Source organism: Allobosea sp. 10L422, from assembly GCF_056395345.1.
In genome coordinates this window covers 226,181-245,822 of sequence record NZ_JBFTJI010000015.1, presented here as the reverse complement: position 1 = coordinate 245,822, position 19,642 = coordinate 226,181, and the positions used below count along the sequence as shown (strand labels likewise).

Annotated in this window: 18 protein-coding genes; 7 read left to right on the top strand and 11 right to left on the bottom strand. The window is 66.7% G+C overall.

Annotation, left to right across the window (positions count from 1 at the left end; translation table 11 throughout):
* The first annotated feature begins 5 nt into the window (after positions 1-5).
* The gene (locus tag AC1DEZ_RS24550; RefSeq protein WP_441510797.1) at positions 6-566 is read left to right on the top strand and encodes a HutD/Ves family protein; all 561 of its coding nucleotides are present in this window, start codon (positions 6-8) and stop codon (positions 564-566) included.
* Between the two features lie 111 nt (positions 567-677).
* On the opposite strand, the gene AC1DEZ_RS24545 is transcribed toward AC1DEZ_RS24550, so the two are convergent.
* Entirely contained in the window at positions 678-1,757 is a 1,080-nt protein-coding gene (locus AC1DEZ_RS24545) for a citrate synthase/methylcitrate synthase (RefSeq protein ID WP_441510796.1), read from the bottom strand.
* Between the two features lie 88 nt (positions 1,758-1,845).
* Between AC1DEZ_RS24545 and AC1DEZ_RS24540 the strand changes: the two genes are divergently transcribed.
* Positions 1,846-2,985, top strand: a complete 1,140-nt coding sequence (locus AC1DEZ_RS24540; protein WP_441510795.1) for a citrate synthase family protein — start codon at positions 1,846-1,848, stop codon at positions 2,983-2,985.
* Positions 2,986-3,156: 171 nt separating this feature from the next.
* Here AC1DEZ_RS24540 and AC1DEZ_RS24535 read toward each other — a convergent pair whose 3' ends face one another.
* The 5 genes from AC1DEZ_RS24535 to AC1DEZ_RS24515 all read right to left on the bottom strand — a co-directional run bounded on the left by AC1DEZ_RS24535 (position 3,157) and on the right by AC1DEZ_RS24515 (position 7,756).
* Complete coding sequence (locus AC1DEZ_RS24535; protein ID WP_441510794.1) at positions 3,157-4,377, bottom strand: class I SAM-dependent methyltransferase; 1,221 nt, start codon at positions 4,375-4,377, stop codon at positions 3,157-3,159.
* Positions 4,378-4,557: 180 nt separating this feature from the next.
* Positions 4,558-5,337, bottom strand: a complete 780-nt coding sequence (locus AC1DEZ_RS24530; protein ID WP_476780912.1) for an ABC transporter ATP-binding protein — start codon at positions 5,335-5,337, stop codon at positions 4,558-4,560.
* Complete coding sequence (locus AC1DEZ_RS24525) at positions 5,334-6,107, bottom strand: ABC transporter permease (protein WP_441510792.1); 774 nt, start codon at positions 6,105-6,107, stop codon at positions 5,334-5,336. Before AC1DEZ_RS24525 ends, AC1DEZ_RS24530 begins: the two co-directional genes overlap by 4 nt.
* Positions 6,104-6,640 carry a mismatch-specific DNA-glycosylase gene (locus AC1DEZ_RS24520; RefSeq protein WP_441510791.1) on the bottom strand — a complete coding sequence of 179 codons (537 nt, stop codon included), beginning with the start codon at positions 6,638-6,640 and terminating at the stop codon, positions 6,104-6,106. The genes AC1DEZ_RS24525 and AC1DEZ_RS24520 overlap by 4 nt, the downstream gene beginning before the upstream one ends.
* A gap of 156 nt (positions 6,641-6,796) precedes the next feature.
* On the bottom strand, positions 6,797-7,756 hold the full coding sequence (locus AC1DEZ_RS24515) for an ABC transporter substrate-binding protein (RefSeq protein WP_441510790.1): 960 nt from the start codon (positions 7,754-7,756) through the stop codon (positions 6,797-6,799).
* A gap of 242 nt (positions 7,757-7,998) precedes the next feature.
* Between AC1DEZ_RS24515 and AC1DEZ_RS24510 the strand changes: the two genes are divergently transcribed.
* Both AC1DEZ_RS24510 and AC1DEZ_RS24505 read left to right on the top strand, forming a co-directional pair.
* Complete coding sequence (locus AC1DEZ_RS24510) at positions 7,999-9,555, top strand: acetolactate synthase large subunit (protein ID WP_441510789.1); 1,557 nt, start codon at positions 7,999-8,001, stop codon at positions 9,553-9,555.
* Positions 9,556-9,720: 165 nt separating this feature from the next.
* Complete coding sequence (locus AC1DEZ_RS24505) at positions 9,721-10,464, top strand: acetoacetate decarboxylase (protein WP_441510788.1); 744 nt, start codon at positions 9,721-9,723, stop codon at positions 10,462-10,464.
* An 18-nt stretch (positions 10,465-10,482) separates the two neighbouring features.
* Here AC1DEZ_RS24505 and AC1DEZ_RS24500 read toward each other — a convergent pair whose 3' ends face one another.
* From AC1DEZ_RS24500 to AC1DEZ_RS24490, 3 genes are all read right to left on the bottom strand, one after another.
* Complete coding sequence (locus AC1DEZ_RS24500; RefSeq protein WP_441510787.1) at positions 10,483-11,526, bottom strand: histone deacetylase family protein; 1,044 nt, start codon at positions 11,524-11,526, stop codon at positions 10,483-10,485.
* Positions 11,527-11,652: 126 nt separating this feature from the next.
* A complete protein-coding gene (locus tag AC1DEZ_RS24495) occupies positions 11,653-12,255 on the bottom strand; it encodes a TetR/AcrR family transcriptional regulator (RefSeq protein WP_441510786.1) in 603 nt (200 codons plus the stop codon).
* Between the two features lie 112 nt (positions 12,256-12,367).
* A complete protein-coding gene (locus AC1DEZ_RS24490; protein WP_476780911.1) occupies positions 12,368-13,546 on the bottom strand; it encodes an acyl-CoA dehydrogenase family protein in 1,179 nt (392 codons plus the stop codon).
* A gap of 236 nt (positions 13,547-13,782) precedes the next feature.
* Here AC1DEZ_RS24490 and AC1DEZ_RS24485 point away from each other — a divergent pair, with 236 nt between their 5' ends.
* From AC1DEZ_RS24485 to AC1DEZ_RS24475, 3 genes are all read left to right on the top strand, one after another.
* Positions 13,783-15,360: an acyl-CoA carboxylase subunit beta gene (locus AC1DEZ_RS24485; RefSeq protein ID WP_476780910.1), complete on the top strand. Its 1,578-nt coding sequence runs from the start codon at positions 13,783-13,785 to the stop codon at positions 15,358-15,360.
* A gap of 8 nt (positions 15,361-15,368) precedes the next feature.
* Complete coding sequence (locus tag AC1DEZ_RS24480; protein WP_441510783.1) at positions 15,369-17,357, top strand: acetyl/propionyl/methylcrotonyl-CoA carboxylase subunit alpha; 1,989 nt, start codon at positions 15,369-15,371, stop codon at positions 17,355-17,357.
* A 172-nt stretch (positions 17,358-17,529) separates the two neighbouring features.
* Positions 17,530-17,841, top strand: coding sequence for a hypothetical protein (locus tag AC1DEZ_RS24475; RefSeq protein ID WP_441510782.1), 312 nt, complete (start codon positions 17,530-17,532; stop codon positions 17,839-17,841).
* 7 nt (positions 17,842-17,848) lie between these two features.
* Here the strand turns inward: AC1DEZ_RS24475 and AC1DEZ_RS24470 are convergent, their stop codons facing one another.
* Positions 17,849-18,805, bottom strand: a complete 957-nt coding sequence (locus tag AC1DEZ_RS24470; RefSeq protein ID WP_441510781.1) for a succinylglutamate desuccinylase/aspartoacylase family protein — start codon at positions 18,803-18,805, stop codon at positions 17,849-17,851.
* Positions 18,806-18,815: 10 nt separating this feature from the next.
* Entirely contained in the window at positions 18,816-19,637 is an 822-nt protein-coding gene (locus tag AC1DEZ_RS24465) for an ABC transporter permease (RefSeq protein ID WP_441510780.1), read from the bottom strand.
* Between the last annotated feature and the right edge of the window lie 5 nt (positions 19,638-19,642).

The following is a 19,642-nucleotide window of genomic DNA, read 5'->3' as shown; positions in this document are numbered from 1 at the left end:
CTTCCATGCGCATCATCCGCGCCGCCGATTGCAAGGTCATGCCGTGGAAGAACGGCGGCGGCACCACGACCGAGATCGCGGTGGCGCCGGAAGGCGCCTCGCTCGGAGATTTCGACTGGCGCATCTCGATGGCGCATGTCGGGCAGGACGGTCCGTTCTCATCCTTCCCCGGCATCGACCGGACACTCTCGGTGCTGACCGGCAACGGCATCCGCCTCGCCTTCGGCGATGGAGAGACGGTGGCGCTCGACCGCTCGACCGCACCGTTTTTCTTCGCCGCCGACCACGCGGTGGAGGGCGTGCTGGTCGACGGGCCGATCGACGATCTCAACGTGATGAGCCGGCGCGGGACGTGGAGCCATAGCGTCGCGCGCCTGACGGGCGGATCGCATGAGATCGCGGTGGAGCATGGATTGCTGGTCTTGGTGGCGCGCGAGGGAGAGTGGCAACTGAATGGCGCGGCTCTGGCTGCCGGGGACAGCGCCGTGTTCCAAGCTCCCGCCACCGCAAAACTCGCCGCCGGGAACAGCAGCGATCTGTTCGTGATCCGACTGCAGCGGGTCTGAGCTGCCGTCATTCTCGGGCGGAGCGCAGCTCCGACCCGAGAACCTCAGGACGAGAAACCACTGGTTTCCGAGATGCTCGGTTCAAGCCCGAGCATGACGCCTTCCCTCGCCTCACGCCGCCTGCCGCGGCTGCGGGCCGACATAGACCGATTGCGGCCGGATCAGCCGGCCGCCGGCGATCTGCTCCTTGGCATGGGCGAGCCAGCCCGTCGTCCGTCCGAGCGCGAAGACGCAGGTGAAGGAATCCGGCGGGAAGCCGAGCGCCTCCAGCAAGAGCGCCGTATAGAATTCGACATTGGTTTCGAGCGTGCGGTTGGGTTTGCGCTCGCGCAGGATGGCGAGCGCCGCCTGCTCGACCCCCTCGGCCAGCGCGAGCCGCCCGCTATCGGCGCCGAGCCGGCGTATCGCGCCCTTCAGCGCATCGGCGCGCGGGTCGCGGACGCGGTAGATACGGTGGCCGAAGCCCATCAGCCGGTCGCCGCGATCCAGCGCCGTTTCAAGCCACGAACGGGCATTGTCGGGCGTGCCGATCGCATCGAGCATCCCGATCACCGGGCCGGGCGCGCCGCCATGGAGCGGCCCCTTCAGCGCACCTATGCCCGCAAGGACGGCCGAGACCAGCCCGGCGCGTGTCGAGGCAACCACGCGAGAGGCGAAAGTCGAGGCGTTGAGACCGTGATCGGCGACGGTCACGAGATAGGTATCGAGCGCGGCGGCCTGCTGCTTCGTCGGCGCCTTGCCCGTCAGCATGCGCAGCGTATCGGCCGCCTGCGACAGCGACGAATCGGGCGAGATCGGTGCGAGACCCTGCCGCAGGCGCAGAGACGCGGCAGTGAAGACAGCCGGCGCCGCCAGCAGCCGCAGCACCGTGCCGCCATCCTCACCATCGGGGATCAACGCGGTCATCGCCCGGATCATCTCGACCGGGCCGAGCGACATGGGCACCGTCGCCTTGGCGACGACCGTCTCGAACAATTCCTGCCGAGCCGCGCCGAGCGCTGCCGGCAGATCCTTGGTGGCAGGCAGGTCCGGCACGAAGCCGTCGAGCATCAGCCCGGCCATTTCTTCGAAGGAGGTGTGTCCCGCCAGTTCGTCTAGGCTGTGGCCGCGCATCACCAGCCGACCGGCCGCTCCATCGACTTCCGAGAGCACGGTATGGGCGGCAACGACATCTTCAAGGCCATCGGACATGGCGATCACTCCTGCAAAACGACAGCTTGAGGATCGGTAGCTTCATCGCTAGAATCAATCTTGAACAATATAATCAATATATTTTCGGATGACCGACTGGCTGACGACGCAACAGGTGATGCAGCGGCTCGGGCTGAAGCCGCAGACGCTCTACGCCTATGTCAGCCGCGGGCTGATCGAGGCGCGCGGCGACGCAGCGGATTCGCGGCGGCGGCTCTACCGGGCCGAGGATGTGGCGCGGCTGGAGCATCGCAAGGCGCGGGGGCGCAAGCCCGCCGCCATCGCCGAAGATGCGATCGCCTTCGGCGAGCCGATCCTGGCCTCGGGCATCGCCACGATCCAGCGCGGCAAACTTTGGTATCGCGGGCAGGATGCCGCGACCCTGGCCGATACGGCGAAGCTGGAGGATGTCGCGCGGCTGCTCTGGGATTGCGGCTCGCAGCGCTTTCCGCCGCTGTTCACGATCGTGCCGGAGGCACCGGCCCGGCAGCGCATGTTCGCGGTGATCGCCGCGCGCGCCGCTGGCGATCCCGCCATGGCGGGGCGCGCGAAGAAGGCGCTCTATCTCGAGGCGGCCTCCGTCATCGACGCGCTGGTCGATGCGATCGCAGGGCGGCCGGGCCAGGGGCCGATCCATCACCGGCTGGCGCAGGCCTGGGGCTGCGACGAACGCGGCGCCGACCTGATCCGCCGCGCGCTCGTGCTGCTGGCCGACCACGAGCTCAACGCCTCGACCTTCGCGGTGCGCGTCGCGGCCTCGACGCGCGCTTCACTCGCGGCCTGCATCTTGGCCGGGCTCGCAACGCTGTCCGGGCCGCTGCATGGCGGGATGACCCCGCGCGTGCTCGGGCTGATGCGCGAGATCGCGAGCGAGGGCGTCGAGATGGCGGTCTCCGCCCGGCTTGCGACGGGCATGCCCCTGCCCGGCTTCGGCCACCCGCTCTATCCGGACGGCGATGCGCGGGCGCGGGCACTGCTCACCGCGTTCACGCTGCCGCCGGCCTATGAGGAGACGCGCCGGGCCGTCACTGCGCTGACCGGAGAGGAGCCGAATATCGACTTCGTGCTGACGGCGATCGCGAGCGAACTCGGGCTTGCGCCGGATGTCTCGTTCCAGATCTTCGCCGCGGCGCGCTGCGCCGGCTGGATCGCCCATGCGCTGGAGCAAGGCGAGACCGGGCGCCTGATCCGGCCTCGCGCCCGCTATGTCGGGCCGGAGCCGGCCTAGGCCGGCTCGAAAACTTTGTCATTCCGGGGCTTCGCGCAGCGAAGAACCCGGAACCCACGACCGGGTGAGGGGCTTACAACCCGGCATCAAATCCCACCCAGTCGTGGGTTCCGGGTTCGCGCCTGCGGCGCGCCCGGGAATGACAAAGGTGGTGCTGTTAGCAGCCGGCATCTAAGCCGGCTCATCGACCTTCGTCTGCGTCGCCTTCCGCCCAAGCTCGCCCTCACGCTCCTCGATATAACCGCGCGTGATCGGCAGTCCGTCGAGCTTCTTGGCGAGCTGGAATTGGAAGACCACCAGATCGTCGTGCCGGAAGCTCGCCTCTGAGGCGGCAAGGTAGAACTCCCACATCCGGGCGAAGCGCTCGTCATACATCGCCACCGCCTCGGCGCGCCGGGCCAGGAAGTTCTCGCGCCAGGCTTTCAGCGTCTCGGCATAGTGGAGGCGGAGCACCTCGACATCGGTGATGACGAGCCCTTCCTGCTCCACCGCCGCCGCCACCTCCGACATGGCGGGGATGTAGCCGCCGGGGAAGATGTACTTGGCGATGAAGGGATTGGTCGCGCCAGGCGGCGTCGAGCGGCCGATCGTGTGGATCAGCGCCACGCCATCGTCGTTGAGCAACTCGCGGATCTTGCGGAAGTAATCGCGATAATAGCCGACGCCGACATGCTCGAACATGCCGACCGAGACGATCCGATCGAAGGGCTCCGTCAGGTGGCGATAATCCTGCAGCCGGAACTCGACCGGCAGGCCGGACTCCCCGCCACGCTCCCGCGCGATGGCGAGTTGCTCCTCGGAGAGCGTGATGCCCGTCACCGAAGCGCCGGTCTCGCCGGCGATCGACAGCGCCATGCCGCCCCAGCCGCAGCCGATATCGAGCACGCGCTGGCCCGGCTGCAGATCGAGTTTGCCCATGATGTGGCGCTTCTTGGCGAGTTGCGCTTGCGCCAGCGTCATATTCGGCTGCGCGAAATAGGCGCAGGAGTATTGCATGTCCGGGTCGAGGAAGAGCCGGAAGAAATCGCTCTTCAGGTCGTAGTGATGCGCGACGTTGCGCTTCGCCAGTGCCGGTGTGTTGTTCTGGTGGAAGCGGCGCACAGCGGTGCGCAGCCCCTCCAGCGTCTTGCCCCAGCCCTTCGGGCGGGCCTTGTGGATGGCGGCGACCAGCACGTCGAGCAGATCATAGAGCGAGCCCTGCTCGACCACGACGCGCCCGTCCATGACGGCCTCGCCCAAGGCGAGCTCGGGATTGAGCGCAAGTTTCAATTCCGTCGGCGCATCCAAGATCCGCATCCGCAATCGCGGCACGGCTCCCTGTCCGATGGATTGAAGCGTGCCATCGGGAAAAACGACATCGATACGTGGCTCGATCGCGAGCCGAGACAACATCCTGGCAATCAGCGAATGCATTGGCCCCACCTTCGGCAGCGCCCCTTTCGCCCCAAGATGGCAAGTCGGATCGCCGTCGTAACCGCCCTTTGGCGCAAGGCAGGCACTCGCCTGCGACATGACAACGCAGGCGGCGTGGTTCGGTTCCGTTGGGGAAGCATGGCTGACTGCTGGAGGGACTCAGTGGTCGGCGGCGATGACTTCGGCGCGGATCTCCTCGACCAGCCGCTCCTTCAGCGCGACGAATTCCGGTGTCGTCTTGATGGTGTAGGGCCGCGGATGTGGCAGCTCGACCGGGATATCCGCCTTGATCCGCCCCGGGCGCGCGCTCATCACCACGACGCGGGAGCCGACGAAGATAGCCTCCTCGATGTCATGGGTGACGAAGAGCACGGTCTTCTTCTCGCGCTCCCAGATGCCGAGCAGCATCTCCTGCATCAGGGCGCGGGTCTGGTTGTCGAGCGCGCCGAAGGGCTCGTCGAGCAGGAGGATCTTGGGATCGTTGGCGAGCGCGCGGGCGATCGCGGTGCGCTGCTGCATGCCGCCAGAAAGCTGCTTCGGGAAATGATCGACGAAGTGGCCGAGCCCGACGCGCACCGCCCAGTCGCGCGCGATCCGCAGCCGCTCGGCCTCGGGCACGCCCCTCTCGCGCAGGCCGAAGGCGATGTTCTCTTGCACTGTCAGCCAGGGGAAGAGCGTGTAACTCTGGAAGACGAAGCCGCGATCGGCTCCCGGCCCCGACACCGGCGTGCCGTCGAGCAGGATGCGCCCCTCGCTCGCCGTCTCCAGCCCCCCGATGATGCGCAGCAAGGTCGACTTGCCGCAGCCGGAGGGGCCGAGAATGGTAATGAAGTCGTTGTCGGCGACGGTGAGCGAAGTCGGCATCAGCGCGCGCGTCGGCTCAGCCCCGCGCTGGCCTGCGAAGACCTTGCCGACATTGTCGATGACAAGCTTGCTCATGCGCGCGCCCATGGGAACAGGCGCTGGTTGACCGCCTTGAAGAGGAAATCAGAGATGAGGCCGATGAGGCCGATCACGATGATGCCGAAGATGATCTGCCCGGTGTTCAGCAGCGCCTGGCTGTCCGTGATCATGTGGCCGATGCCGGAGGACGAGCCGATCAGCTCGGCGACGATGACATAGGTCCAGGCCCAGCCGAGGACGAGGCGGAAGATCTCGGCGATCTCCGGCGCCGCATTCGGCAGCATGACGCGGCGCACGACCGAGCGGTCGGTCGCGCCCAGCGTATAGGCGGCGTCGACCAGATCGCGCCGGATCGAGCCGACCGAGACCGCGATCATCAGGATGAGCTGGAAGACCGCGCCGATGAAGATGACGAGCAGTTTCTGCGTCTCGCCGATGCCGGCCCACAGGATCAGCAGCGGGATGAAGGCCGAGGCCGGCAAATAGCGCGCGAAGGAGACGAAGGGCTCCAGGAACGCCTCGATCGGCTTGTAGGCGCCCATCAGGATGCCGAGCGGCAGGGCGACGATGACGGCGATGATGAAGCCGCCCACGACGCGCCAGATCGTCATCATGATGTCGAAACTGAAGCCGTAGCGCACCATCAGATTGTAGCCCTCGCCGACCATGGTCAGCGGATCGGCCAGGAAGAGGCGCTGGACATAGCCGCCGAAGGTCGCGACCGACCAGAGCGCCACGAACAGCGCAAAGAAGGCCACGCCATAGCCTATGCGGGCCGCGGTCGAGACGGGTTGCAAGGGTCTCATCGCACTATCGTTCCGGGGACGGCCATAGCCAGTTGCTTCCAGGGTTCGATCGACCAGAAGCCGGCCGCTGCGCCGGAGGTCGAGGGGAGTATGTAGATTTCGGCGCCGGCCAGCGTCTCCGCCTGCCGCCCATAGACGAGCTGTCCCTCGCGAACTCCAAGGACAGCCTGCGCCGCGCGTTTGCCATTGAAGGCCACGATGCGCGGCGCGCAGGCAGCGATCCGGGACGCGAGGCCGGCCACGTCGAAATGGCTGCCTCGCAGCATGGAATCCGGGCCCGAGCTCCGCTTGGCAACATCGGTCAGGCCGATGCCGTAGCGCGGGAGGCTGCGGAAGTCTTCCGGCGCCAGCTTCATCGGCACCAGCCCGGTCTGATGGAGCACCGACCAGAACTTGTTGCCTGGACCGGCATAATAGGCTCCGCGCCGGGCCGAGGCGGTTCCGGCCTGCGTGCCGCAGAAGACGACGCGCAAGCCGGGCTCCAGAACATCCGGAAGGATTTCGCCGCTTAGGCATTCAAGGCCGGCCGTCACCCTGCAGCCCTCATCCTGAGGAACCGCGAAGCGGCGTCTCGAACGATGCTCCAGATGGTTCCCGAGCCTTCTGGAACATCCTTCGAGACGCCATCCCTTTCGGGATGGCTCCTCAGAATGAGGGCTCGCGGAGATCTCAAGCAGCCTCCCCGGTTTCTACTTGCCGGCGACGAACTTCGTGTCGACCAGCGAAGCGAGGTCGGGCTTCGCCTTGACCAGGCCGATTTCGAGCAGCAGGTCGGCGGCCTTGGCCGAGAAGGCCTGCCAGTCGCCGGAGAAGAACTTCTTGTTGCCCTCGGCATCCGACCAGCGCAGGAACGCCGCCGACTTGCCGAACTGCTCGCCGGTCTGCTTCACATCGGCGCCCATGATCTCATAGGCCTTGGCCTGGTCCTTCTTGATCATCTCCAGCGCTTCGAAATAGCTCTGGGTCAGCGCGGCCGCGGCCTTGTCGTTGACGAGGAAGGCCGGCGTGCAGCCGAAGGTGTCCATCACCATCGGGTAGTCGAGGGTGGTGGCGATGATCTTGCCCGCATCCGGCTTGTCGCGGACGGTGGAGAGATAGGGCTCATAGGTCATCGCCGCGTCGTTCTGGCCGGCGATGAAGGCCTGCGCGGCCGGACCGGGCTCCATGTTGACGACCGTCACATCCTTCACGGACATGCCGTTTTCCTTGAGCATCCAGGCCAGCGCGAAATAGGGCGAGGTGCCGGGCGCCGAGGCCGCGACCGTCTTGCCCTTCAGGTCCTTGATCGAGCCCACACCGTTGCGCACGGCCATGCCGTCGGCGCCATAGCTCTTGTCGAGCTGGAAGATCTGCTTGGTCTTGATGCCCGCCGCATCCCAGACGATCCAGGTCTCGACCGTGGTCGCGGCGCACTGGATGTCACCCGAGGCGATGGCGAGGTGGCGATCCTTCTGCGGAATCTTCTTGATCGTGACGTCGAGGCCGTTCTTAGCGAAGATACCAGCCTCCTTGGCGAGGACCAGCGGCGCGAAGCCGGTCCAGCCGGAAATTCCGATATTCACCTTGGTCTGCGCCTGCGCGCCGCCCGCCGCCAGAAGCGCCGCGAGGCCGAAGCCGACGCTCGCACCGATGCGCTTGAATGCTGCCATGTTCGAAACCCTTCCCCTGCTTAACGGCGAACGCGCCATTCAGGACGCCTAGACAGCGTCATTCACGGCGCGAAGCAACCTTCGTTCCAAATCAGGTTAAATGCATATGCAAACCCGTCAAGGCGCCGATCACCATCGCTTGGGAAAGCCATGACATTCTCTCGTTTGACAGCGCGAGAGGAATTTCCTCCCTTCACGGCCGCTGGCGCAGGGGCGCCTTCTATCGAGTCGAGGTTTTCAGGATGAACGGCGCCGACCGCCTTTGCGACACCCTTCTGATCAACGGCGTCGATACCTGCTTCGCCAATCCCGGCACTTCCGAGATGCACTTCGTCGCGGCGCTCGACCGCAAGCCGCAGATGCGCTGCGTGCTCGGCCTGTTCGAGGGCGTGGTGACCGGTGCCGCCGATGGCTATGCCCGCATGGCCGACAAGCCGGCCGCGACGCTGCTGCATTGCGGGCCGGGCATGGCGAACGCGCTCGCCAACATGCACAATGCAAGGCGTGCCCGCACGCCGATGATCAATGTCGTCGGCGACCATGCCACCTACCATCTCCAGCATGACGCGCCGCTGACCAGCGATATCGAGAGCCTGGCGCATCCGATGTCGCATTTCGTCCGCCGCATCGCCTCGCCCGAGGATGTCGGCCCGGCGATCGGAGAGGCCTATGTCGCCTCGCTGACGCTGCCCGGCGTCACCACCGTGATCCTGCCGGCCGACTGCGCCTGGGGCAGCGTCGAGCCGGCCGCCCTCAAGCCGACGCCGCTGCCGGCGCTGAAGAGCGTCGATTCAGCGGCGATTCGCGAGGTCGCCGCCGGGCTGCGCAAGCATGGCGCGCGCGCCGCGATCATGCTGACGGGGCTCGCGCTGCGGGAGAAGCCGATGGAGATGGCAGCCCGCGTCTGCGCCGCGACCGGCGCCAAGATCTTCAGCCAGATGTCGAATGGGCGCATTCAGCGCGGCGCCGGCCGCGTCGCCATGCCCAAGGTGTTCTATCCGATCGACAAGGCGCTCGATCAGCTCAAGGACGTCGATTATCTCGTGCTGGTCGGCGCGCAGACGCCGGTCGGTTTCTTCGCCTATCCGGGCAAGCCCGGGCGCCTTGTCCACGATGACTGCGAGGTCGCGACGCTGGCCAGCCCGGGCGACGATCTGCCCGCAGCGATCACGGCGCTCGCCGAGGAGATGGGCGCGACGAAGACGGCGCCCGTCTATATCGCCTCGCCGCGCAAGGAGCAGCCCGGCCTGCCGACGGGCAAGCTCGATGCCGACAAGGCCTGCGCCATCGTCTCGGCCCTGCTGCCGGAGAATTGCATCGTCTGCGATGAGTCGGTCTCCTCGGGCCGCAGCTTCTACTATGACTGCCACAGCGCACCGCAGCACGACTACATCCAGCTCACCGGCGGCGCGATCGGCGAAGGCATCCCGCTCGCCATCGGCGCAGCGGTCGCCTGCCCCGACCGCAAGGTCATCAACATGCAGGCCGACGGCTCAGGCATGTACACGGTGCAGGGTCTGTGGACGGAGGCGCGCGAGAATCTCGACATCGTCACAGTCGTCTTCGCCAATCGGACCTACCAGATCCTGCACGGCGAGATGCGCGCCGTCGGCGTCAACGATTTCGGCCGCAACGCCACGCTGATGCTCAACATCGACGAGCCGGCGCTGGACTGGGTCTCGATGGCCAAGGGCATGGGCGTCGAAGCCGCCCGCGCCACCACGGCCGAGGAGTTCACCAGCCTGTTCAAGGCCGCGCTCGCCAAGAAGGGGCCGTTCCTGATCGAAGCGGCGATCTGAGACAGCATCCGACCAAAACGCCCTCCGCCCGAGAACGACGTCTCGGGGTGGAGGGCGATCTTCACGCGGGCAGTGAGGAGAAGCTTTTCTATTCGTCCGGTCGCCATCAATCTGTCGCAGGGCCCCTGCCAGAATTGCGGCTGATTTCGAGAAGGAGCGACCAGCATGAACCGGGACGAGATCCTGAAGGCACCGTCGATGCCCGTCTTCAGCCCGAGCTACCCGCATCCGCCGAACCGCTTCATCAAGCGGGAATATCTGATCATCACCTACGAGACGGACCCTGAGATCATCCGCGCCGCGTTGCCGGAGCCGCTCGAGCCGGCCCCGGGCAACCTCGTCTATTACGAGTGGATGAAGATGCCGGATTCCTCCGGCTTCGGGTCCTATGAGGAGAGCGGCACCGGGATCTATGCCAGCTACAAGGGACAGCCCTGCAATTTCTCCGTGCAGATGTATCTCGACGACGAACCGCCCATCACCGGCGGACGGGAGATCTGGGGCTTCCCCAAGAAGTATGGCGTGCCGCGCCTCGGCGTGATGAAGGACACCCTGACCGGAACGCTGCACTATGACGGCGAGCGCGTCGCAATGGGCACGATGACCTACAAGCATCGCAGCCTCGAAGATCAGCTCGACAAGGTGCGCGACGGCATCGCTGGCCTGAACATCAACCTGAAGCTGCTGCCCGATGTCGATGGCGCACCGAAGGTAGCGCAGCTCGTCGGCTACAATCTCACGGACATCACGGTCCATGGCGCCTGGGAGGGCGAGGCGCGGTTGCATCTCATCCCTCATATCAATTGCCGGGTCGCCGACTTCCCGGTGCGGAGAATCGTGCGCGCTCGTCACCAGCTCGTCGATTTCACGCTGCCTTTCGGCCGGGTTCTGCACGACTACCTCGCATAGCACCCGCGCGTTTCGGCTTCAGGCGAACCCACCCAGGAACGCATCGAGGCAGTCGCCGATCGCCTCGATCGCATAGCCGCCTTCCTGCACAACAAGCGTCGGCAGACCGAGCGCCTTCACCTGCCGGCCGATGGCGCCGAAATCGGAGGCTTCAAGCCTGAGGACGCCGATCGGGTCGTCCTTATGGGCGTCGTAGCCGAGCGCGATCACCAGCACCTCGGCGCCGAAATCGCGGATCGCCTTGCCGGCCCTGTCGACAGCAGCCTGCATCTCGGCTCCGCCCGCGCCATGGGCGAGCGGCAGGTTGAGGTTGAAGCCCTCGCCCGGCCCGTTGCCGCGCTCGTCGTCATAGCCGGTGAAGAACGGGTAGTAGTTAGACGGATCGGCATGGACCGAGATCGTGAGCACGTCGCTACGGCGGTAGAAGATCTGCTGCGTGCCGTCGCCATGATGGGCGTCGACATCGAGGATCGCGACCTTGCCGAATTTGGAGCGCAGGCGCTGGGCGGCGATCGCGGTGTTGTTGAGATAGCAGAAGCCGGTGGCGCGATCGGCGCGGGCGTGATGGCCGGACGGGCGGCAGAGCGAGTAGACGGCGCGCTCGCCGGCGAGGATCGCATCGGCCGCAGAGACTGCGGTCTCGGACGAACGCAGCGTCGAATGCCAGCAATGCTCGCCGATCGGCACTGAGAGATCACCGAGATACCAGCCGAGCTGACCGATGAAGCCGGTGGGGCGGCAGGGCGGACGGACATCCTCGTCCGGGCGGCCGCTCCAATAGGGGAAGGTGCTCGGCCAGACTTCCGGCCCGCGCTCGGCCGGCAGGTCCTGCCAGCGCGCCCAGGCGGTTTCGAGGAAATTGACGAAGCCGGCATCATGGATCGCCAGGATCGGGTCCGTGCCATGCGCCGCCGGATGCTCCGGCTTGATGCCATGCTTCGCCAGCGCACCGAGAAGCCGGTCCGTCCGCTCGGGCAGGTCCTTGGGCGCAACGACCTTGCCGAAGCGCATATATTGCTGCGGATCGTGAAGGGCTTGATCGGGATGGTAGAAGGCACGCATCAGGCGAAAAATCCTCGTCAGGCAGCGAGGCGATCAGCCGGCCCCGCACCGGAATGCTAGCAATGACGGCGACGCCGGTCAGCTACGTCGATGCCGCCCGCCCCTGCGTGGCGGGCGGAGCGGGCCTTACGCCAAGGGCGAGAGCAGCGCCGCGAATTCGCGCGCCAGCGCATCGATCTCGAAGCGTTCGGGCCGGTACCAATCGGTGGAACCGTTGAGCGCGCCGAGCAGGAAATTGCGCAGGACGTCCGGCGCGCGCTCCCGCGGCAGGGCGCCGGCCTGCTGCAGCTCCCCGATCAGCCGGCGCCAGACATCTTCATAGGCGCGCCGCACGGCCCGCACGCTCTCCGGCGCCGGCGCGGCGCCGAAGTTGAATACCTTGATGCTGGCGCTGGTGTAGTCGCCGTGGCCGTGCAGCGCCGCAAGATGGCCGCGGATTGCCGCCTCCAGCCGCTGGCGCGGGTTTGCACCTTCGGTCGCGGCGAGCGCGGCGACTACGCCCTCGTGGACGAAGCGGACGCCGTCGTTGACCACCGCCTCGACGATCTCCTCCTTCGAGGCGAAATGGTAATAGAGGCTCGCCTTGCGGATGCCGACTGCCTCCGCGATCTCCCGCAACGTGGTCTGATAATAGCCGCCATTGCGCAGGAGCCGCGCGGCATGGTCGAGGATTTGCCGGCGCGAGCCGCCTTCGGTGTCGCGCTGGCTGCGGTCGGCGGCGACAGTCATGCGCAGCGCCCCGCGTCATTCTCGGGCGAAGCGAAGCGCAGACCCGAGAATCTCCGGCATGAGATGCTCGGGTCAGGCCCGAGCATGACGCTTGAAGGGGCGCGCAAACGTATCACAGCCGCTTCGCCACCTCTTCGAGCATCACCTCGGTGGCGCCGCCGCCGATGGACTGCACGCGGGCGTCGCGGGTCATGCGCTCGATGGCGCTCTCGCGCATGTAACCCATGCCGCCGTGGAACTGCAGGCAATCGTACATGACTTCGTTGACCAACTCGCCGCAATAGGCCTTGACCATCGAGACCTCGCGGGTGGCGTCGAAGCCCTGCGCGTCGAGCCAGGCGGCGTGGTAGACGAGCTGGCGGCCAGCCTCGACCTTGCTCGCCAGTTCCGCGAGACGCTGGCGGATCGCCTGCTTCTCCCAGAGCGGTGCGCCGAAGGCTTTTCGCGTCTTCACATAATCCAGCGTGAGATCGATAGCGGCCTGCGACTCGCCGATCGCCATCGCGCCGATCACGGTGCGCTCGTTCTGGAAGTTGCTCATGATCGCGTAGAAGCCGCGCCCCTCCTGCCCGAGCAGGTTCTCGGCCGGTATGCGGCAATCGACAAAGGAAAGCTCGGCGGTATCCGAGGAGCGCCAGCCATGCTTGTCGAGCGCGCGTGAGACGGAAAAGCCCGGCGTGCCCTTCTCGACGAGGAAGATCGAGACCGATTGCGAGGGCTTAGCCGCCGGATCGGTCTTGGCGGCGACGCAGTAGAGATCCGCGTAGACGCCGTTGGTGATGAACATCTTCGCGCCGTTGAGCACGTAATGGTCGCCCTCGCGCCGCGCCGTGGTGCGGATGCCCTTCACGTCCGAACCTGCATCAGGCTCGGTTACGGCGACCGCGACGATCTTCTCGCCGGCGATGATGGCCGGCAGATATTTGTCCCGCTGCGCCTTGCTACCGGCATTGGCGATGTGGACCGATGCCATGTCGGTGTGAACCAGCGCGGTGATGGCGACGCCCGAGAAGGTCGAGCGGCCCAGCTCCTCCGCCAGCACGACCGTCGCCAGCGTGTCCATCTCGGAGCCGCCATATTCGGCGGGATAGCGGATGCCGAAGAAGCCGAGCTCGCCCATGCGGCGCAGCACGGCGCGCGGGACGAAGCCGTCCTCCTCCCATTTCAGCGCATGCGGCTTGATCTCGGTCTCGACGAAGCGGCGGACCTGATCGCGCAGCGCCTCGTGCTCCTCGGTAAAGTACGGCGAGCGGCGCACGCCCTCGCCTGCAAGCGTCTCGACGGCCGACATGGCTTCCTCCTGCTTGACCGCGGCGCCGCGATCTGACTACCTACCGGACGGTAGGTGAATGTTGCGGCGAGATCAAGACGCCCATTCTACCTGCGAGCCCTCATCCTGAGGAGCGCCGAGGGCGCGTCTCGAAGGTTGCTCCAGACGGCTCCGACGCGCACTGGAGCATCCTTCGAGACGCCGCGTTCCGCGGCGCCTCAGGATGAGGGCTGAGGAAACGATCGCGGAAGAGGCACATGGCGCAGACCGATCCGGGCATCTCCACCACCCCTCCCCCGCTCTCGTCCATGCTGGAGATGCTGCGCCAGCGCCACGGCCTCGTCGCAGAAGGCGGCGGCGAGAAGCTGCGCGCCCGCCACGAGGCGCGCGGCAAGATCATGGTGCGCGCGCGAATCGACCTCCTGCTCGATCCGCAAACGCCCTTTCTCGAACTCTCGCCGCTCGCCGCCTGGAGGCTCTACGGCAACGAAGTGCCGGGCGCCGGCATCGTCACCGGCATCGGCGTCGTGCAAGGCCGCGCCTGCATGCTGATCGCCAACGACGCGACGGTGAAGGGCGGCTCCTTCTTCGCCGAGACCGTCCGCAAGCATCTGCGGGCGCAGGAGATCGCGGAGGAGCATCGCCTGCCCTGTCTCTACCTCGTCGATTGCGGCGGCGCCTTCCTGCCGGAGCAGGACCGCGTCTTCCCCGACCGAGACCATTTCGGCGGCTCCTTCTACAACCAGTGCCGGATGTCGGCGGCTGGCATCCCACAGATATCGATCGTCTTCGGCGGCGCGACCGCCGGCGGCGCCTATATCCCGGCGCTCTCCGACCAGGTCATCATGGTCAAGGGCACCGGCCGCATCCATCTCGGCGGGCCGCCGATCGTGAAGGCGGCCGTGCACGAGATCGTCGATGGCGAGACGCTGGGCGGGGCGGAGATGCACACGCTGGTCTCCGGCGTCAGCGACCATCTCGTCGAAACGGAGATGGAAGGGCTGGCGAAGCTGCGCGAGATCGTCGGGGCGCTCGGCGAAATCGGCCGCATCACGCCGCCCCCGCAGGCTCCCGCCGCTCCGAAGCTCGATCCGGCTGAGATCGTCGACATCGTGCCTACCGATCTGCGCCGACCCTATGACGTCCGCGAGGTCATCGCCCGCGTGGTCGATGACAGCGCCTTCAGCGCCTTCAAGCCGGATTACGGCGCGACCCTCGTCACCGGCTTCGCCCATATCCACGGCTATCCCGTGGGCATCCTTGCCAATAACGGCGTCCTGTTCTCGGAGAGCGCGGTCAAGGGCGCGCATTTCATCGAGCTCTGCGACCAGCGCCAGATTCCGCTCCTCTTCCTGCAGAACATCACCGGCTTCATGGTCGGCACCGAGGCTGAGCGCGGTGGCATCGCCAAGCATTCGGCCAAGCTCGTCTATGCCGTCTCGAATGCGCGTGTGCCGAAATACACCGTGCTGATCGGCGGCTCCTACGGCGCCGGCAATTACGGCATGTGCGGGCGAGGTTTTAGGCCCCGCTTCCTGTTCTCCTGGCCCAATGCCCGCATCGCGACGATGAGCCCGGAGGTCGCCGCGACCGTGGTGACGGAATTGCGCCGGCAATCGCTCAAGGGCGCCGCGGACGAAGCAGCCGTCGCCGAACTCGACAAGCGCACCCGCGCGCAGTTCGAGGAGCAGAGCGACCCCTATTACGCCACCGCCCGGCTCTGGGACGACGGTATCATCGAGCCCGAGCAGACGCGCGACGTGCTCGGCCTCTGCCTCGCACTGTCGGCTGGCGAAGCGCGCGATACCGGCCCCCGGCCGGTCTACCGGATGTGAGCGGCGCCATGTTCGACACTCTCCTCATCGCCAATCGCGGCGAGATCGCCTGCCGCATCATCCGCACCTCCCGCAAGCTCGGCATCCGCACCGTCGCGGTCTATTCCGACGCCGACAAGGAGGCGCTGCATGTCCGGCTCGCGGACACGGCCGTGCACATCGGCCCCGCCCCGGCGCGCGATTCCTATCTGCGCGCCGACCGCATCATCGCAGCCGCGCTCAAGACAGGCGCACAGGCGATCCATCCGGGCTACGGCTTCCTGTCGGAACGGCTGGACCTGATCGCCGCCTGCGAGGCGAACGGCATCGCCTTCGTCGGTCCCTCCGCCCAAGCCATCGAGGCAATGGGCGACAAGATCCGATCCAAGCAGATCGCCCGCGACGCCGGTGTGCCCGGCGTTCCCGGCTATGACGGCGCCGACCAGTCGCCCGAGGCGCTGAAGCGCGCGGCGCTGCGCATCGGCCTGCCGGTGATGGTCAAGGCTTCCGCCGGCGGCGGCGGCAAGGGTATCCGCAAGGTCGAGAACGAAGCCGAGCTGGACGGCGCCATCGCCACCGCCAGCCGCGAGGCCGAAGCCGCCTTCGGCGATGGGCGCCTGCTGATCGAGAAATTCGTGACGCGCCCGCGCCATGTCGAGGTGCAGGTCGCAGGCGACAAGCACGGCAACATCGTCCACCTCTTCGAGCGCGACTGCTCGGTGCAGCGCTCCAACCAGAAGCTGCTGGAAGAGGCGCCGGCGCCCAACCTCAAGCCGGAGGCGCGCGCCGCGCTGCACGAGCATGCACTGAAGCTTTCTCGCGCCATCGCCTACGACAATCTCGGCACGGTCGAGTTTCTGGTCGATGCCGCGACGCAGGAGGTGTTCTTCCTCGAGATGAATACGCGGTTGCAGGTCGAGCATCCCGTAACGGAGGCGATCACCGGGCTCGATCTCGTCGAATGGCAGATCCGCATCGCGGCCGGCGAAAAACTGCCGCGCAGCCAAGAGGAGATCACCTGCACCGGCCACGCCATCGAGGCACGGCTGACTGCCGAACGGGCCGATAAAGGGTTCCGCCCCGACACCGGCACGATCGCGCTCTGGCGCGAGCCGGCAGGGTTGCGCGTCGACAGCGGCGTCGGGACAGGCAGCGCCGTGTCGCCCTTCTACGACTCGATGCTCGCCAAGGTCATCGCCCATGGGCCGGACCGGGATGCGGCGCGGCGTCGCCTGGCCGATGGCCTGGACCGCATGACGGTATTCGGGCCCGCGACGATCCGGCCTTTCCTCGTCGATGCGCTGAGACAGCCGGTGTTCGCGCGCGGCGAGGCCACGACATTGTTCATCGGCGAGACCTGGCCCGCAGGCTGGCAAGCTTCGGGCGACGACTCCGCGGAACAGGACGCGGTCGCAGCGGCGATCTGGCTTACGGCTCGAGGCAATGCTGCGGCCGGGCCATGGAGGACGCTGAAAGGCTTTCGACTGCTCGCTTCGGCCGGCAAGCCCGGTGCCTGCCATCTCGCACTGACCTCGGGCGGCGAGACCCGCCGGTTGCGGGCGGACGGGACAGATGAGGGCATTCTCGTCACGACCGATCACCGGCAGGTCGAGGTTGCCGTGGCGGCAGCTGGCGCGACGCGTTACACGCTTCTGCTCGATGGCGGGCGCCTGTCCGTCGACGCGGTGCCGGATCGCTCCGGCATCTTCCTGCGCCATGGCAGCTTCGAAGGGCGCATCGAGATCGCGCTCGCGGTTGAGGCAGCGGCCGCCGCCCGCGCCGCACAGGGGCAGACCGGCGATTCCGTTCGCGCCACCATGCCGGGAACGGTCGCCGCCATCCATGTCGCCGAAGGCGACAGCATCGCCGCCGGCCAGGTCGTGGCCGTGCTGGAATCGATGAAGCTCTTCATGGAGTTGAAGAGTCCGGCGGCGGGAACGGTCGCGCGGATCGCCAGCCGGCCGGGGGCGACGGCAGCGGCTGGCGAGCTCCTGATCGCCATCGCGCCCTCACCGTGACCGCGAAAGGCACTGGATCGCGGCCGCAGGCCGCAAAGCCGCCGCCTTATCCTGCTTTCCTGAGCCGGCCAAAAGCAGGTCATATCAGCGTCCGTTCATTGTACCCCGGCTAGGAGGAAACGAATCGCCTTGCCGTGCCCGAGTGTCGGCGAGGAAACCGAAAGGAAAGACCATGTTGCGGCGTCAGTTCACGGTCTCGGCTCTCGCCTGCGCCGTCCTGCTCTGCGCGATCCCGGCCAAGGCTCAGTATTACGGCGGACCCTATCGCAACGGGCCGTCCTACGAAGACGACGAGGACGATCGTCCGCCGCCGCCACGCTATTACCGCCGCGATTATGGCTATGAGCGCCCATATTATCGGCCGCGCTACGGCAATATGTGCGTCACCGGCCGGGGCGATTGCCCGACACCGCCGCTGCCCTACGGCTCCGGCTGCGGCTGCAATATCCCCGGCTTCGGCACCAAGCGCGGCATCGTGCAGTAATCGCCGCTCAGATCCGGCGCGCGCTTTCCGTCCCGAGATAGCAGATGCCCTCGCCGGGCTTGGCCTTGGGATTGGGGAAGATGATGAAGCCGTCGCGCGGCATCGTCACGACCGTGCCATCGGCGCGGCGGGCGATCGGCGTGCCCTTGGCGACGCGCTCGCCGGTCTTCCAGGCGCCCTCGACACGGTCGCCCTCGGCCTCGCAGATGACGAGGTCATCCATGTGGACGACGACCCGCTTCTGTGGCGCCGGCGGCGGCTCGTCCGTCAGACCGACATGGGCGAGCGCGTTGCGGATCGCAGCATAGCCGACATCGACCGAAGCCGGGTCCTCATGGCGGCCGCATTCGAGCGTCACGCCATAGCCGCCGGCGAAACGCATGAACTCGGTGGTGCCAAAGCCTTCGGTCACGGCCAGCCGCGGCAGGTTCAGCTTCTCGCGAGCGGCGATCAGCCGGACATAGATGTCGAGCCAGCCATGGATCATCAGGTCAACGCCGAGGCAGGCGGCGAAGGCGGCTTCGGCTGCGCCATGGCGGAAAGGCTCGAGATCGCCGCGATTATCGTCCGGCCCGAAGAAGACGAAGGGCACGCCCTCCCCTGTGAAGGAATGGACGTCGAGCAGCATGTCGTGCTGACGCAGAATGGCGGAGAGGCGGTTGCCGATCCGGTCCTCATTGTCATCAGGCTGCGGCCGCTCGCGCAGGTCGCGGTTGAGGTTGCGATCGCCCTCGCGCGTATTCTGCCGATAGGCCTTGGGATTGGCGACCGGTAGGAAGGTGACCTCACCGCGCTGGATCGCGACGCGGCCGGCCCGGCAATCCTCGATCACGCGGGCGATGGCATTGGGCCCACAGGTCTCGTTGCCATGGACGGCACCCAGGACAAGGAGCTTAGGCCCCGCCTTCAGCCCATGGAAGCGGACGGTTTCGAGCGGCGGATCAATCAGGTCTGGAGTCGTCATGGGTCTGCTGTCAGGCTTTGCGGAGCTGCGAATGCGGATCGAGGATATCGCGCAGGCCGTCCCCTAGCAGGTTGAGGCCGAGCACGGTCAGAAAAATCGCAAGACCGGGAAAGATCGAGATCCAGGGCGCGGTCGAGATCTGGTCGCGCGCATCCGAGAGCATGCTGCCCCAGCTCGGGAAGGGCGGGCGGATGCCGAGGCCGAGGAAGGAGAGCGAGGCCTCCGCCAGCACCGCGCCGCCCATGCCGAGCGTGCCGATGACGATGATCGGGCCGGCGATGTTCGGCAGGATCTGCGTCAACATGATGCGGAAGGTGCCGTAACCGAGCGAACGGGCGGCCTCGACATATCCCAGCTGTTTGACCGAAAGGGTCGCAGCGCGGGTCAAGCGGCAGGTGAAGGACCAGTTGGTCAGGCCCAGCGCGATCAGCAGGCTGGTGAGGCCGGGATTGAGGATCGCCATGATCGCCAGCGCGAAGATCAGCGAGGGAATGGCGAGCATCATGTTTGTGAGGCCGCTGACGAAATCGTCCCACCAGCCGCCCCAATAGGCGGCGGAAAGGCCGAGCGCGACGCCGATCACCGTATTGATCAGTTGCGAGACGATGCCGACCGTCAGCGAGATGCGGGCGCCATAGAGCACGCGGCTATAGATGTCGCGGCCCTGCGCATCGGTGCCGAACCAGAACTCCGAGCCCGGCGGGATCTCGGCATTCATCAAATTGGCGTCCATGACGGGATCGGTGTGGGCGAACCAGGGCGCGAAGACGCCGCCGGCCACGACGAGCGCGAAACAGGCGCCGCCGATCCAGAGATTGGCACGGAACTTCATCGGCG